The organism is Bacillus sp. N6 (assembly GCF_052805735.1).
The window spans coordinates 2,520,379-2,534,983 of the sequence record NZ_CM127843.1 but is presented as its reverse complement, the minus strand read 5'-3'; the positions used below and the strand labels follow the sequence as shown (position 1 = coordinate 2,534,983).

General features: G+C 30.7%; 12 protein-coding genes and 1 pseudogene. 2 read left to right on the top strand and 11 right to left on the bottom strand.

Going from position 1 to position 14,605, the window contains the following annotated elements:
* Window positions 1-7: 7 nt before the first annotated feature.
* Complete coding sequence (locus ACUXVC_RS12955) at window positions 8-1,102, bottom strand: helix-turn-helix domain-containing protein (protein WP_095690863.1); 1,095 nt, start codon at window positions 1,100-1,102, stop codon at window positions 8-10.
* Window positions 1,103-1,433: 331 nt separating this feature from the next.
* Between ACUXVC_RS12955 and ACUXVC_RS12950 the strand changes: the two genes are divergently transcribed.
* Window positions 1,434-2,381, top strand: coding sequence for a phosphotransferase enzyme family protein (locus ACUXVC_RS12950; RefSeq protein ID WP_053564427.1), 948 nt, complete (start codon window positions 1,434-1,436; stop codon window positions 2,379-2,381).
* Window positions 2,382-2,458: 77 nt separating this feature from the next.
* Here the strand turns inward: ACUXVC_RS12950 and ACUXVC_RS12945 are convergent.
* The 5 genes and pseudogenes from ACUXVC_RS12945 to ACUXVC_RS12925 form a co-directional block, all read right to left on the bottom strand.
* Window positions 2,459-3,211, bottom strand: a pseudogene (locus ACUXVC_RS12945) (aminoglycoside phosphotransferase family protein).
* A 116-nt stretch (window positions 3,212-3,327) separates the two neighbouring features.
* Entirely contained in the window at window positions 3,328-4,122 is a 795-nt protein-coding gene (locus tag ACUXVC_RS12940) for a VOC family protein (RefSeq protein ID WP_053564428.1), read from the bottom strand.
* A 117-nt stretch (window positions 4,123-4,239) separates the two neighbouring features.
* A complete protein-coding gene (locus ACUXVC_RS12935) occupies window positions 4,240-5,073 on the bottom strand; it encodes an alpha/beta fold hydrolase (protein ID WP_144465182.1) in 834 nt (277 codons plus the stop codon).
* 136 nt (window positions 5,074-5,209) lie between these two features.
* Window positions 5,210-5,962, bottom strand: a complete 753-nt coding sequence (locus tag ACUXVC_RS12930; RefSeq protein ID WP_098127590.1) for a class I SAM-dependent methyltransferase — start codon at window positions 5,960-5,962, stop codon at window positions 5,210-5,212.
* Between the two features lie 133 nt (window positions 5,963-6,095).
* A complete protein-coding gene (locus ACUXVC_RS12925; protein ID WP_000365520.1) occupies window positions 6,096-6,434 on the bottom strand; it encodes a winged helix-turn-helix transcriptional regulator in 339 nt (112 codons plus the stop codon).
* Window positions 6,435-6,787: 353 nt separating this feature from the next.
* On the opposite strand from ACUXVC_RS12925, the gene ACUXVC_RS12920 reads away from it, so the two are divergent.
* Window positions 6,788-7,504, top strand: a complete 717-nt coding sequence (locus tag ACUXVC_RS12920) for an SDR family oxidoreductase (RefSeq protein WP_098127591.1) — start codon at window positions 6,788-6,790, stop codon at window positions 7,502-7,504.
* Between the two features lie 263 nt (window positions 7,505-7,767).
* Here ACUXVC_RS12920 and ACUXVC_RS12915 read toward each other — a convergent pair whose 3' ends face one another.
* The 5 genes from ACUXVC_RS12915 to ACUXVC_RS12895 form a co-directional block, all read right to left on the bottom strand.
* Window positions 7,768-8,577, bottom strand: a complete 810-nt coding sequence (locus tag ACUXVC_RS12915) for a MerR family transcriptional regulator (protein WP_095690867.1) — start codon at window positions 8,575-8,577, stop codon at window positions 7,768-7,770.
* A gap of 115 nt (window positions 8,578-8,692) precedes the next feature.
* Window positions 8,693-10,144, bottom strand: coding sequence for a serine hydrolase domain-containing protein (locus ACUXVC_RS12910; protein WP_000751427.1), 1,452 nt, complete (start codon window positions 10,142-10,144; stop codon window positions 8,693-8,695).
* Window positions 10,144-10,656: a hypothetical protein gene (locus ACUXVC_RS12905; RefSeq protein ID WP_001244707.1), complete on the bottom strand. Its 513-nt coding sequence runs from the start codon at window positions 10,654-10,656 to the stop codon at window positions 10,144-10,146. Before ACUXVC_RS12905 ends, ACUXVC_RS12910 begins: the two co-directional genes overlap by 1 nt.
* Window positions 10,653-10,994, bottom strand: a complete 342-nt coding sequence (locus ACUXVC_RS12900; protein ID WP_000376286.1) for a PadR family transcriptional regulator — start codon at window positions 10,992-10,994, stop codon at window positions 10,653-10,655. Before ACUXVC_RS12900 ends, ACUXVC_RS12905 begins: the two co-directional genes overlap by 4 nt.
* Window positions 10,995-11,403: 409 nt before the next feature.
* On the bottom strand, window positions 11,404-14,574 hold the full coding sequence (locus tag ACUXVC_RS12895; protein WP_446026121.1) for an ATP-binding cassette domain-containing protein: 3,171 nt from the start codon (window positions 14,572-14,574) through the stop codon (window positions 11,404-11,406).
* Between the last annotated feature and the right edge of the window lie 31 nt (window positions 14,575-14,605).

The following is a 14,605-nucleotide window of genomic DNA, read 5'->3' as shown; positions in this document are numbered from 1 at the left end:
GCTGCACCTATATTTTGGGTGTAGCTTTCTTCTTTATTTTATTAATCAGCTCTATGTACTGAGTATCTCCATATCCGATTGTTGGAAAAAGATAAAACAACTTTCTTAATAATTCACGAGTTGATAAATCTTTATTTTTAGAGATGAATTTCATTACTGCATTATCTTCTGTTAACATTTCTAAAAATAAGTCTATAGCCTGATACATTACAGGTGGTACTTTATGAGAGGTCTTTTTATGGTTTACTAATACTTCATTGTATATAGAAGAATAATTCCCCAATTCAAGTTCAATTTGATTTATTTTAAATTCATCCTCTCTAAAGCTATTTAAGTATACCTTCCCTTCATAAGCAGACTGTTCAAGATGAGAAAGTATGGTAAGTAGGTTCATTTGGCAAAACATATCTTCACCAAACCATAGAACAATACATTTATACTTTTTCGTAAAAAGGTTTTCTAACGGATCTATAACCTTTTTTATATAACTTTCTACTGAACTGTTATGTCCTTTCGCTCTTGTTTTAATAAACTCTTCATTAAAAACTTGAGTAGTAGCCGAGTTCACACACATTGCCTCATTAAATGGGGCATAATCAGAATCACCCATTAGCTTTTCGTTTTTAAATTCTTCATACATAACTTGACCATTTAATATGTTAAGTACCTCTTTATCAAATAGCTTACTCTTCCTATCTCGTAACTGTTCAACCTCTATTTTTCTAGAAATATTCATTTTAAACGCCCCTTCTTTATTTAAATTTAGTTTAACAAATGATTGAATAGGCATTTTGTTAAGTTGGTATTCTCTTGGATTCATTCCAAAAACATTTTTAAAACTTCTACTATAAGCCTCTTGGGAAGAGTAATCGTAATCCAATGCGACCTCAATTATCTTCCTACCATTCTTTAAATCTTCCGTAGATAAATACAACCTTCTAAGAAGAATATAACGTCTAATACTGAAACCCGTTACTTGATGAAATTTAAAAGAGCAATAATAAGGAGAATACCCCATGTAACGAGATAATTCATTTAATGAAAATCTCTTTTTTAAATTGCTTTCAATCCAATTAATCATCTGCTGTATATGTTCATTCATTTCCTTCACTCCTTATTTAAAAGTATAGGAGAAGTGCGTTTCTTTCTTTTGATATTTCTTGTGTTTTATAACATGAGCCTTTCTCTAAAATCTTTATAATCTATATATAAGTATTAATTTTATATTTTTTCATCTATCTTATTTTGTCATACCTTCTATTCATTTTTCAATTTAGCGTTAATGAGTATGTTGGCAACACCTTACTAATTATTAAAGGTCAATTTACATCATATTTCATTTTAAAGGATTTCAAAAATTAAACACGAATTTTATAAAATAAAATTCTTTTAATTCCCAAGTTAAAAAATTAAGGTTTGGAAAGGACGTTTCAATGAACAAGCTAGAAAAAGAAATACTTCAATTCATAAATGAACAGTATCCGTTGAATTTTATTAACATTAAGCCAATAACAAATGAGATGTATGAATGTCTTACAGAACAAGGTACATACTTCAGTAGAATTACAAACTACAAAACATATGAAGAACAGATAGAAGAAGTTATATATACGAATTTTTTATATCAAAATGGTTTAGGTGTTCCACCAATAATCCCTTCATTACAAGGGAATTTTGTAGAAAAATTCACATTAGACAAGGAGATTTTTGCTGTATTATATAAAGCTGCTCCTGGTATACATTTACCAAGGTCTGAATGGAATTCTAATATATTTAAAAAACTTGGTAAACAAATTGGAAAATTACATCGTATATCTAAAAGCTTTGAAAAGATTAAACCAGTAAAACATATAAACGATTGGTATGAAAATGAAGAATATAATTTTCTTAAATATATCCCTAAAGAAGAAAATACAATAAGAGAAATTGCATCTGACGTTTTAACTTCCATAAAAGAGCTACCAAAATCCCCTTCAAATTACGGCTTAATACACGGAGATTTATGGTTAGAAAACATTTTAGTCGAAAATAATTCAAACTTAACAATGATAGATTTTCAAGACTGCGAAAAACATTTTTACATATTCGATTTAGCCGTTCCTATTTATAGTGCGATAGAATATTCATTTGCTGGAAATGGGAATATCGTTGACTATGAGTATTCTATTACCAAAGCACTATTTGAAGGCTACCAAGAGGAAAATGAGCTACCAAAAGAGATGAAAGACAAGTTTCCGTTATTTATTAAATTAAAGGAGATTTTTGAATATAGCTTAATGCATATGTATTGGGATAAAGAAGAATTAACGGAGGAACAAGTACGGATTATGAACCTTTATAGGATGAAGATTGAAAATAAGAATACCTATATCAATATTTAAGAATGCTGTTGTTTAACTGCAAGGAAACTTTGGTTAAACAACAGCATTTATTAATTAGCTGACAACCTTTTTATGACTTATAAATACTGATTCAATAATCTTTTCAAATACACTTCATTTTGCGGTGATACTTTTTCAGAAAATCTAGCTGCAATAATAATAGGAGCCCATTGAAAAACTTCATCTCTTGATATGCCGGTACGACTGCAATATATATGTACATACATCTCAGCTAATTCTACCGAAGATTGTGAGTACAACAAGTATGTTCGAAATACATCTGCGCGAATATCACCTGAACTAGCATCTACCCAATCTATAACTTTCACTTTCTCTTCCTTACTCAAAATCAAATTAAATGGATGAAAACCTCCATGACATAGCCTAAAATCAAATGTAATAAAATCTTATTTTTGTAATATATCCTTTTTTTTGCGTTCATCCAATTTATGCACAGATTTAATTTGACGCTCTAACTTTTCTCTCATTGATTCCATATCATCGGTATTCACACATATAGCATGAATCTTTTTTTGCTCATTAACACAAAGGCCGATATAACGCTCTGCCTCATTTAAATTATTAAGCAGAAGATCACCAATGTTGTCCCCTTTTACATGTTCCATAATAATTGCCTGTCTATTTTGTATCTTTTTCACTTCAAATACGTTTGGAACTGGCAACCCGCATGAATACGCATATTTTTGTTTTTTTGCTTCATTCATAGACTCTGTATCTGGGAGATAATCTTTAAATAATTTTACAACCTTATCATCAGTTAAATAAATTTCTGCTGTATTCCCTTTTGCAATTGGATTACCTAGATTCACTTCATTTCTCTCCTTAAAATAAATTTGAATAACGCTTAATCCTTTTCTTTGCATCCACTCTAATCATAACGAAAACCTTCTTCACGAAGATATAAAAAACTTACCACTTTCTATCCTTAAATAGAAAGTGGCAAGTTTAGTTCTTTAGGAATATTGGAATGAAACTCTGGTGTATACACAATAGAAAATGAATATCCCTGCTCAATAAATGATACTTCATTATGTTTACATTCAAAGGGAACATTATTTATCTTAAAGTTATTATGGATTCGCTGTAAAAATGCGACGTCTGGTGTTCCGAAAGAAACGTGTACTTTCGGTGATAGAGCTTTCATCGCGATTGGAATCCAAGGTCGCTGCCACCAAGTCGCGACGATATATGCAGTGCCACCTATAACAAAGTTAAAAATATCCCCATCTTCCATCGTTTTCATATTTAGATTTGATTTTAACCATTCCGTAAAAACAGGTACACTCTTAACGGGAAGACCGATTTCCCTTACGTATAAAATGTTTAAAGGTGAATATGGTACTAATACATCTTCTTTAACATAACTATGCGCAATAATTTCGAGTAGATTTCCATCTCCGTCTTTAAAGTATAAATTGAATAGACCATTCTCTTCACCAATTACATTTCCATTTTGCCATTTCACAATGAGTAATCCAGAGTCGTTTAACCACCTCGCTGTTTCATGGAATTTTGAATATGGGATTTCAAAAGCAAAATGTGCAGGTGCGATTGGTTCATACACTTCTTGAAAACTAATTGTTGTATAAGGTGTTACTTCAAATTGAATGAAGGATGCTGTTTCTTTTTTTATTGGAAAAGATAATATGTCCTTATAAACTTGTTTTACCCCTTCTATGGAAACCGTTTGTAGTTTTATATCTGATATATGTGTAATCACTTTACATTCCCCCTCATTTCTTATTATCTATTCGTATTGTATTACACTTATAAATAGATAAAATCAAACGGAAGGATGGATTTTTCATATAGAAACTACAACTTTAGTATGATTATGTTAGCTCCAATTATTTTTCATTTCCGCTATAACAATTTCTGGTTTATCCCAGTGCAACATGTGTGTAGTATCAGGAATTACTTTTACTATACTGTCCGTTTTCTCTTTAAAAACATTTGCTGTCTTATCTCTATAATCCGCCCAAACTTGTGGGACTGTAGCTCGAAGTAATACAATATTAGCCAGTAGCTTCTCATATATATCTATTGTTTCATCTTTATGCATACCTCTTATTATATTACTAGCTGTATTTCCCCTGGCATGCCACCATACTTTATTATCCATTTCGATCCCTAGATCCTTTACAGCAACTTCTAACAATGAAGACCACCTAGTATAAGCTGCTTTTTCACTTTTGAAAAATTCGTCCCAATTATTAAAAACGTATTCATCAAAGTCCTTTTCATAATAAGCAATTTCTTCTTCCAACGTTTCTTCTTTAAGCCTTTTTGTTTGATATCCACCATCAATAAGAATACTTCCTTGTACTTTTTCTGGATGATTTAACAAATAAAATAACGCTACAAAACTTCCCCATGAATGTGATAGAAAATAGAAGTATTCGATTCTCAATTCATTTATTATTTCATTTAACCAATTTGCTAAATTGTGCATCTCATAACCTTCTGTTCTTTCAAATGGGGGTGTTTTACCATGTCCAGGTGCATCAACGGAGATAAATCTATACTCTTCTTTTAATTCCTCAGCAATTTCTATAAAACTTAAACTCGTACTACCTAATCCATGTAAACAAAAGATAACGGGCTTGTCATTATTCCCCCATTCAGTAATATGTACATTTATTTTTTCATTGCTAATATAGTAACGTTTCAAAACATTTATCCTCCATATTTTGATTTTTTAATTTACACTTTATTTATTTCTATTATTTTCAAGTATTTCCTGTATTCTTTTCCACACAAAAAGCTGCTTTTCTTTAAATGAAAAGCAGCTTTTACACTAAAATACATTATAATTTAACAGCAATAATCATAAATCTTTTTGAATTAGTACGAATCCCTTTTTCAGAACTATACGTATCAATGAACTTTTGTAAAATAGTAAAATCCTCTTCCTGTTCTCCGAATCTAGGAATAATAGGGGTATGTTTTAATAAGAAAATGAGATCTTCAGACCTACTGTAATAATCAGTAACATCATATTCACGTACTTGCACGAGATCAAATCCTGCACTAATAAGTTCATTCATATACTTTTCTTTTAAAGTACCATCCCGTTCACCTAAGCATTGTCCTCTACCAAATGCTTCTTTCAGGTTTAATTTATCATTCTCACTTACTTGTTGTGTTAAGAAAAAGGCACCCTTTTTCATTACTTTCGCTAACTCAGATGCCAGAAACGGGGCATGACAACTTGAAGCAATATCAAAATGTGCATGTGGAAATGTTAAAGCTTCAGAACCCATTTGAAGAAACTCAACATTTTGTACACCTGATTTTTTCAAGTTAGAATGTGCCGTTGCAATCATGCCGTTAGACTTATCAATTCCAATCAACAATTTAGCTGATGATGCTATGTTAAGTACATTTTCTCCTCCGCCTGTACCAACATCAAGTAAAATATGTGATGGTTTACACCTTTCTTTTACCTCACTATAAAAGTCCCATGTATCTCCTACAGTTTCACATTTTATTTTGCTAAAATCCCATCCATTTAATCTTCCTACTTTATCATAGAAGCTTTTATACTCTAATTCGTTCATCTTATTACTTCCCCTTTGTAAAAATAAATTAAATATGTATAATAACCTACGATACTCCTTAATTATATATTATAAAATACAAATTATTAAAACAATATTTCCCTTCACACTACAATAAGTTTACATAACATTTTTATGGTTTATCTTTATCTATATATTCTAAATGCCCTCTTCCCCAACTACACATACTATCCAAAACAGTACTGACTGTTTTTCCATGTTCAGTTAAGCTATATTCTACTTTAGGTGGTATTTCTTGATAAATTTCGCGTTTTATTAGTTGATCTTGCTCTAATTCACGTAATTGCTTCGCTAACGTCCCTTGAGATATATCTGGTATCAATCGCTTTAATTCACCAAAACGTTTCATTCCATCTGTTAGCAAAATAAACAAAATGAGTGGCTTCCATTTCCCACCGATTATTTGTAATGTTGCTATTACCCCTTTTAACTTCGGTTCTTGTAAATCCATTTTTCTCACCTCTCCTCAGATATCATAAAATGAAACTTTAATCAGTGGGGGTTTTGTTCATCCCACACTGATTATTAGTTGAACCAATCGGGCTTTTACGGGCAATTGATCTCTTACCTAACTTCCTTGCATTTTCCTAACTTTGAGGTGAGAGTTTTACTGCCCGTTAATGCGGGATAAACCATATTTAGAAATTTTCCCTATTACTTATCCGCATGTATAGCGATTAGTACGAAATTTGCGACTATGTACATATAAAGTGCGTACTTTTCACTTGCTCCCTTTTAGCGAATAATAAAAGCATAGCACAGTTAGTTATATTCTAAATTTTTTATTAAAGGAGTGGCTAAAATATGTCTATTACTACATTAAAAAATAGCCGTATTGTTATCATTGGCGGGAGTTCTGGTATTGGATTAGCAACAGCAACACAAGCAATTAAACAAGGCGCACATGTTATTATTGGCGGACGCTCGGAAGAAAAATTAAAAGTTGCTCGAGAAGTAATAAATAACAATCATCTTCAAACTTATATATTGGATAATCAAAATAAAGAGCAATTACAAAATTTTTTCAAGATAGTTGGGAACTTTGATCATTTATTCACACCGGGAGCCTCTTACACACTTGGACCGATTACCTCTACAGAGGAAATTGCTGAAAGTAGCTTCATCGGAAAGTTTTGGCCTCAATATTATGCCGTAAAATATGCAATTCCTTTTCTTTCAAACTCTGGATCGATTGTGTTAATGTCTGGTGCATTTAGTCAAAGACCACTTAAAGGCGCTCCTGCTTATGGAGCTTGCAATGGTGCTATTGAAAGTTTAGGGAAAGCTTTAGCTGTTGAATTAGCTCCTATAAGAGTTAATGTTGTTTCTCCTGGAACGATACAAAGAGAGAATGAACAAAACGAAAATAGACTAGTTGCTTACAAAGCTTATAAATCTCTTTCACTTGTACAACGAGCTGGATATAATGATGAAATTGCACATACTGTCCTATATTTAATGCAAAATAGTTTTACTACGGGTAATGTATTATTTCCAGATGGAGGGTACACATATCATTAAATTATTTAAGACAGAAGCCCCTTATTACGATGGTTTTTGTTGCTCATTTAAACATTGCTGAAATTTCCAAATAGATGATTACATTACTTTAGTACCAACTGGTTGGTTTTTAGATGATTCATTACAATCCGCTCATTTTGTACATTTGCAAATAAAATTGTGCTAGTAGTTGACGAATCGAATCTCGAAGTAATTTGTCTTGATATTTACGGATAAGTTTACAAAGAAAAAAGGCATATAATTAATGCCTTTTTTCTTTATCATCATTTAACTGGATAACAAACTTCTGTAACCCACTTATTAGGATCCGATTCCATCGCTGGGCTCACATGATAAATATTAAACATCGGGCCTGCTAATTTGTAACCCTCTGTCTCAATCCATTTTGCCGCAGCCTCATTTACAGCTGTCATCTGTTCATAACTTCCATTAACTGTTATAGAAGCTACATTAGTCGATTCCATATTTTTAAATGTAACGTCTTTTGTATTTTCGTGCTTACCTAGAATACTTAGCTGTATTTCTATATCTACATCATTTTCTTTGTATTCACGATCATGGAAAACCGCAATACTATAACTCGGTTGGGCAATACTAATATTTTTCATTTGAATTTCTTGCATTAATACACTCCATAAATTACCTTCGCAATTATACGATGGAATAATCTTTCTAACACTAGCTACAGTTCTTTCTGGAATTTCTTTTATTGAAACATGATAATTCATCTCAACAACATCCTCTCTCATCGTTTTCATTGAGTCTTCGAGGAGACGTAATTGTTTTTGGAGGTTATTCATGTCTTCTTTAATTTGAGCACTACGATTTAAAAATTGCTCTTTTATGGTATCTATATTATCGCATTCTAATATTTCTTTGATGGTAGCAATATTAAACCCCATAGCTTTTAACATTTGAATTTGATTTACTTTTTTTAATTGGTCTGCTGAATAAAATCGATATCCACTCTGCTCATCGACTTTTACTGGTTGTAGTAATTCCACTTTATCGTAGTGTCTCAACATTCGTATACTAATGGAAGATAGTTTTGAAAAATCCCCTATTTTAAACATGATTTCCTCCTATAAGTTACATCTACTTTGAAGCTCAACTTTATCTTAAACAATGACATTGTGTGAGGGTCAACTGTTTATAACGTTTGAATTATATTTCTTTAATTATTTACCCTTATACACTCTTCTGTCTTATACCTATAAAGATTGATAATAATCCGTTCACAGCTAATAAAATTACTATAATACTTGTAAGTAAACCTACATCTGCCGCAAATATTTTTATCGTACGCCATGGTGAGCTTGTACAATAAGTAAGAAGTGGGATGAAAATAATAGATAATAGTAGGAATAGAGTCCCTACGAATAACCAAGTTAATTTTTTTACAGTTTTCTTATGTTTATATTTTTTAATTAACATAATTGATGAAATGAAAAGCGCGAGTATAACTGTAGACATAACAATTTGTGTAAATGGTATGCTTTTATGGGGATCAACCGGTTCTTCTTCATTCAAAATATTAATAATCCCCTTTTTTAATACTGAAAGTGCTGGTTCTTCTAATACATGATTTTTATTTGTTAAAATCACACCACCCCAGCCACTTTTATTTAAAGTAAATATTTCTGTACGAGCATCGGGCGTTGATCCTGAATGCCAAATCATCGTTTCGCTTTCATTTATACTTGTTGTTCTTAATCCAAAACCATAGCTTTTTTCTGAATTTATGTTATAAAGTGGTGTAAGATAAAGGTCGATGTTTTCTTTCTTTAAAAATTGAGTATCTTCTTGTCGATTCAAAAACATAATAAATTGAATCATATCTTCCAAATTTGCGGTAATATAACCATACGGTGCCCCGGCATTATCATAGGACACTACACTTTTTCTTGGTATGCCAAACCATGACTGATAACCTGTTAAATAGCCTTTTTCATATGCAGTTTCTTTACTTGCTGCCGCACCATTCATATTTAATAGCTGAAAAACATGTTTTTCCATATATGAGGAATATGTATCATTTGTAATTTCCTCAATAAGTGCACCTAAAACAATATAATTCGCATTACTATATTGATATTTTTCTCCTGGTAGAGCAGTTAATTTTACATTTGAAAGTCTCATTACATTTTCTTTTAATGCTGTAGAACTTTTGGATTGCTTATCTGATATTAATAAGCCTTCATATGTGTTTATTCCGCTTGTATGAGTTAAAAGGTGTTGGATTGTTATAGATGAGGATATTTGAGAATCTTTTAGTTTAAACCAAGGAAGATGTTGTTGAACTGAATCCTCTAATTTTATCTTTTTGTCTTCTATTAATTTCACTATAGCTAAAGCTGTTAAAGATTTGCTTATTGATCCGATTGCAAATGGTGTTTTACTAGTTATTTTTTTTTCAGATTCCCCAGTAATCCCCCACGTTTTAGTGAAGAATACATCTTTATTATGTACAATTGCAACAGCAGCCCCTGGAATATTCTGTTCTTTTATAAATTTTTCAATATACTTATCTAAAGTAGCTTTAATATCTTGCTGAGCATATGATTTTGGATGAATGATACATAATACTATTACATTACAAAGAATATAGATTTGAAATAGTTTATAGATAGTTTTCTTCATTATACTTTAGATAGCTTTCTTTTTTTATAACTTACTAAGCTAATAAACACTACTACAGAGAGCATAAAGCTAATCATTATTAATAAAACGTTCCACCATTGATTCTCTGATATGCGATATAAAATATTATAATTAAATGTATTTTTGCTATTAGTTGAATTAAATGATTCAGTTAAAAATATTGAAAATGTAGTTTGCGAGATGAGGTAAGTAATAAATGCGATGAATATGCCACGTAAGATAAATGTGTTGAATTTTCCTTTTTCATTTTGAAGTTGTTTCATTTTAACTTGTAAATCAATTTCATTTATTTCTATAAAATCTTTAACAAATAATTGAGGGGTACCTAAATCATCTATACTGTCTTCACCATGTTCACGACACTCTTGAATATGTTCTAATATTTGTCGCTTAATATTTTCCCTTTCTTCTAAACTAATATCGTATTGCTTTAATTCCTTAAGTACGTCTCTTAAAAATTGCTTTTCTTTACCTATCAATTTATTCCTCATTTCAGAAGGTCTCCTTTCAAACCGCTTTTTAATAATGTTTGAATGTCCAATTGCAATTCTAACCACTCATTAATTTTCTTCTCAAGACGTATTTTCCCATTTTCATTAATTTCATAATAAATCCTTACTTTACCACTGTCTGTTACCTCTTGATAAGTATTAACCCACTCTTGATTTTTCAACTTAGTTAAAATAGGATAAATACTTCCTACTCCTTTCAATTTTAAATTGTTTATTTCAAGTTCTTTCATAATCTCATAACCATAACTTTTCTTTTTCGACAAAATAGATAATACACACATTTCTAAATGACCTTTAATTAAACTTGTTCTATCCATAGGATAAATTTAACAGAAATATATACTTCATTCAAGTATATATTTCTGTTAAATTCAAAAAATCAGACAATGCAAAATAGATTAATAAACAAAATATATCACTTACGAACCGTTTTCAACCTTAATTTTAGGTTTTATAATATAATAATTACATAATATATTAATCGTTTATCACTATTAGTTTTTCATCTCTCCTTCCATATACTTCTTTTCTTATTGAAAAATATTGTATGGAGACATAAAAATACTAAAAGATCCAATTTCTTAATTTTGATATTAAGAAATTGGATCTTCTTTCATTACCTTCATTACCTTCATTACCTTGTATTAGTCATACTGCGCTAATATATACATTATAAAGAATATATGTTTTATTAATTTATGTTAATAACACATAAACTAATAAAATTTACTGATTACTCTCAAGACATTCATAAACCGCCATCATATCTCGTTTATCCAACTCACGTATGCGATTAAAAATTGGTATTTCTCCAACAGCCTTTGTTAATAAGCTTTCATCCACAACATCACTAACTTTTCCAGTTAACCACGTTTGTACATCCACGCCCTCAACAACTTCTTTTAACCCTTCGTCATTAATACCACTTGCATTACAAGTTACACATGGAATTGTTAGTTTAAAGACACCATCATGTAGATTATCTTCGGTTATCACTTTCTTACCTTTACAAAATGGACATGGATTACTTTTTTTAATTTTATTAATTTGGGTAACTAATTTTTTGTAACCAAATGCTTCGTATACATACGTAAGTTTTTTATATTTACCATTTGTGAAATACTTATCTATAATGGTTTCTCTCGTTTCATAAACATTAGGGAAATCACAAACAGTTACCTGATTATTAACACTAATGGATTCGATATTTCCTTTTATTTCGCCCCAGAATGGTAAGACATTTTGTAACACCATTTCATAGTTTGAAAAGCTTGCTTGTTCTAATTCAAACATTTTCAATGCAACTTGTGCTTTTCTTGGCAATAAAGAAACATCTTCTGTCAATACCATATCGCCACCAACAATAGACTTCAATTTAACAAGTGCCGGTAAATCACCAACTGTTTTCAATACTTTATTAATAGGCTGATTGATTATTTCACGAATATCTACGTTACCAAATTTAAGTGGTTTATGATGATTTAAAACCGTCCCCTCACAAATTGGACATTTCATCATTTTTTTTGAACTCTTAATTTCTTCTTTAATAGGTGCTTTTGAAATAACAATATATCCACCAATAATTGTATTAAACCCTACCCATGTTCTGCGTGTCTTTCCTTTTTTATCATAAAATGATTTTTCAAAATATCCGTACCAAAACGTATGCTTTTCTTCTTCTGACATATCATTATAGCTCTTTGACAAATCGTGACCAAGCTCATTTTTTATTTCTTCGAATAGAAATTCTATTTTTTCATGCTGATAAAATTTTAATACCTTCATGATTTCTGGATCGAATAGCCCATCCCAAAATGGAACACTTTTATCTTGAATGGCAATATCTTTATCAAAAACTTCAATTTGAAGACGTCCAGAACAAGATGGACAATGATTGTCCTGTGAATAGAAATCAAAACTTCTCGTATCTTTATTAATTGGATGAGCAGCTACAATATGATTAATTAATCCACCAATCTCATATAAGAAACTATATTGACTATATAAATGTCTTTCAAGATCAATAGCAATAACAGGTGCGATTGTATTAGATTCATATTCACCATAAATTAACTTAGCCATTGATGATAAACTTTTTAAAATACCGCCCTTATAAATATTTTCGGCATTTTTAAAATAGTTAATATGATTTTCTTCTAAATAGTGAACCCCTTTTTTCTGCTTAAGCATTGAAGAGATGTGTATTTTCTCTGTGCTATTCACATTACTTTTTTGACGATAGTAATCCTCATGATTGACAACATCCAAATGCTCTATAGATTCATTCTGCCTTTTTCCAAAATCAACTATATAATCAGAGCTTTCTAACATGTAACGATTATGCTCAATCATAATGATCGAAACTGATTCATCTTGCAGAATACCTCTAATACTATCGATAAATTGATTTAAAATATTTTGTGATAAACCTTTTGAAGGCTCATCAAAAATAAATAATGTATGTGGATTTCTAGTGTTTGCAAATAATTCCGAAACTAAATGAACACATTGAAACTCACCTGTCGATAATGTTTGTGTTTTTCTCTCTAATGTTAAATAGCCAAGCCCTAATTTAATTAGTAGGCTCAAACGTTTATAAGCGATATCTTCATTTGGAAGTTCATCAATAATATCCTCAATCGAGCGCTCAAAAATATCATCAATGTCTTCACTATACTTTGTCAGTTTCTTTTTAATATCTAGGAAAGTTGCTACAGTTGATCGACTTGTAATTGATTGATTTCGGTCTTGTCCCACCATAACTAATTTATCTTTTGGATATCTTTTCAAGAAATCTGTAGCTAGACATTCATTGACAAGTGTAGATTTCCCACATCCTGATTCTCCTGTAACCGTTACAAGCCTGTTTTTAGGAATTTGAAACTCCTCCATTTGGATATTACGGCAATATAAATCATAGAATGTATAATATTCTGTTGGTATTTCTTTATTTCGATCCCACAGTATTGACTTTGGTCTTGGTGATTCTTTCACAATTTTCCCGCCATATTTTCCGCTACCAGGTCCAAAGAACAATTGCTCATCAGTTGTATCTAGTACCGTATCTGAATGATCAATAAGCCAAATTTGATTTTTACACCCTAATCGTTTTATCTCTTCTAAAATTTGTAATAATGTTTCATGATCAAGTCCAACTGAAATCTCATCAATAATAATTACAGCATTTTCACTTACTGCCATGAATTCAGCCAAATAAAGTCGTGTTAACTCTCCACCTGACAACGTACCCATAATTCGATTTAATGTTAAATAACCAATGTTCATATTAATAATATTTTGCAGTATATGCTGTTTTTCTTCACTAATATTTAATTCTTTTGCTAGTGAAAGAATAGATTCAACACTTAAATCATTAATATTTGAAATTGAATGTGGCTTGGCCAACAAATCAATTTCATATTGTTCAATTTCTTCACTATAACGTTTTCCCTTACATTTTTTACACTCAACATTTTTTGTAGTACCACGGCCTTTACAACCAGTGCACCAGCCTAATTGATTATTAAATGAAAAGACCTCTGGAGAAAGATTAAATACTTCAGCAAGTTTTTCCCGAACCTCTGTAAAAACACCAGTATGAGTACCAATCGTTGAACGCGGATTAGACGAAATCGATGATTTTCCTAGAAAAAGTACTAAAGGCATTTCTTCCATCTTAATGGCACTAAAATTTGTTTCCATAATGTTAGGAAATAAATATTGATATTCAGCCTTTGGTAATAAAGAAACTAATCGTTTTTTTGACTCTTCACCAATTGTTTGGCAAAAAGTTGTTTTACCCGATCCAGATAAACCAGCAATTCCAAACGATTTATTAAACGGTATAGTTGCATCTAATTTATTTATGTTATTAGCAATTAATTGATTTACTTTCATATTAACCTCTATTCTTATTTATTCACAAAAG

Excerpts from the sequence above, each read along its gene's own strand:
- ACUXVC_RS12955 (WP_095690863.1), bottom strand. The coding sequence starts at position 1,102 with ATGAATGAACATATACAGCAGATGATTAATTGGATTGAAAGCAATTTA.
- ACUXVC_RS12950 (WP_053564427.1), top strand. The coding sequence starts at position 1,434 with ATGAACAAGCTAGAAAAAGAAATACTTCAATTCATAAATGAACAGTAT.
- ACUXVC_RS12930 (WP_098127590.1), bottom strand. The coding sequence starts at position 5,962 with ATGAACGAATTAGAGTATAAAAGCTTCTATGATAAAGTAGGAAGATTA.
- ACUXVC_RS12925 (WP_000365520.1), bottom strand. The coding sequence starts at position 6,434 with ATGGATTTACAAGAACCGAAGTTAAAAGGGGTAATAGCAACATTACAA.
- ACUXVC_RS12920 (WP_098127591.1), top strand. The coding sequence starts at position 6,788 with ATGTCTATTACTACATTAAAAAATAGCCGTATTGTTATCATTGGCGGG.
- ACUXVC_RS12915 (WP_095690867.1), bottom strand. The coding sequence starts at position 8,577 with ATGTTTAAAATAGGGGATTTTTCAAAACTATCTTCCATTAGTATACGA.
- ACUXVC_RS12910 (WP_000751427.1), bottom strand. The coding sequence starts at position 10,144 with ATGAAGAAAACTATCTATAAACTATTTCAAATCTATATTCTTTGTAAT.
- ACUXVC_RS12905 (WP_001244707.1), bottom strand. The coding sequence starts at position 10,656 with ATGAGGAATAAATTGATAGGTAAAGAAAAGCAATTTTTAAGAGACGTA.
- ACUXVC_RS12900 (WP_000376286.1), bottom strand. The coding sequence starts at position 10,994 with ATGGATAGAACAAGTTTAATTAAAGGTCATTTAGAAATGTGTGTATTA.
- ACUXVC_RS12895 (WP_446026121.1), bottom strand. The coding sequence starts at position 14,574 with ATGAAAGTAAATCAATTAATTGCTAATAACATAAATAAATTAGATGCA.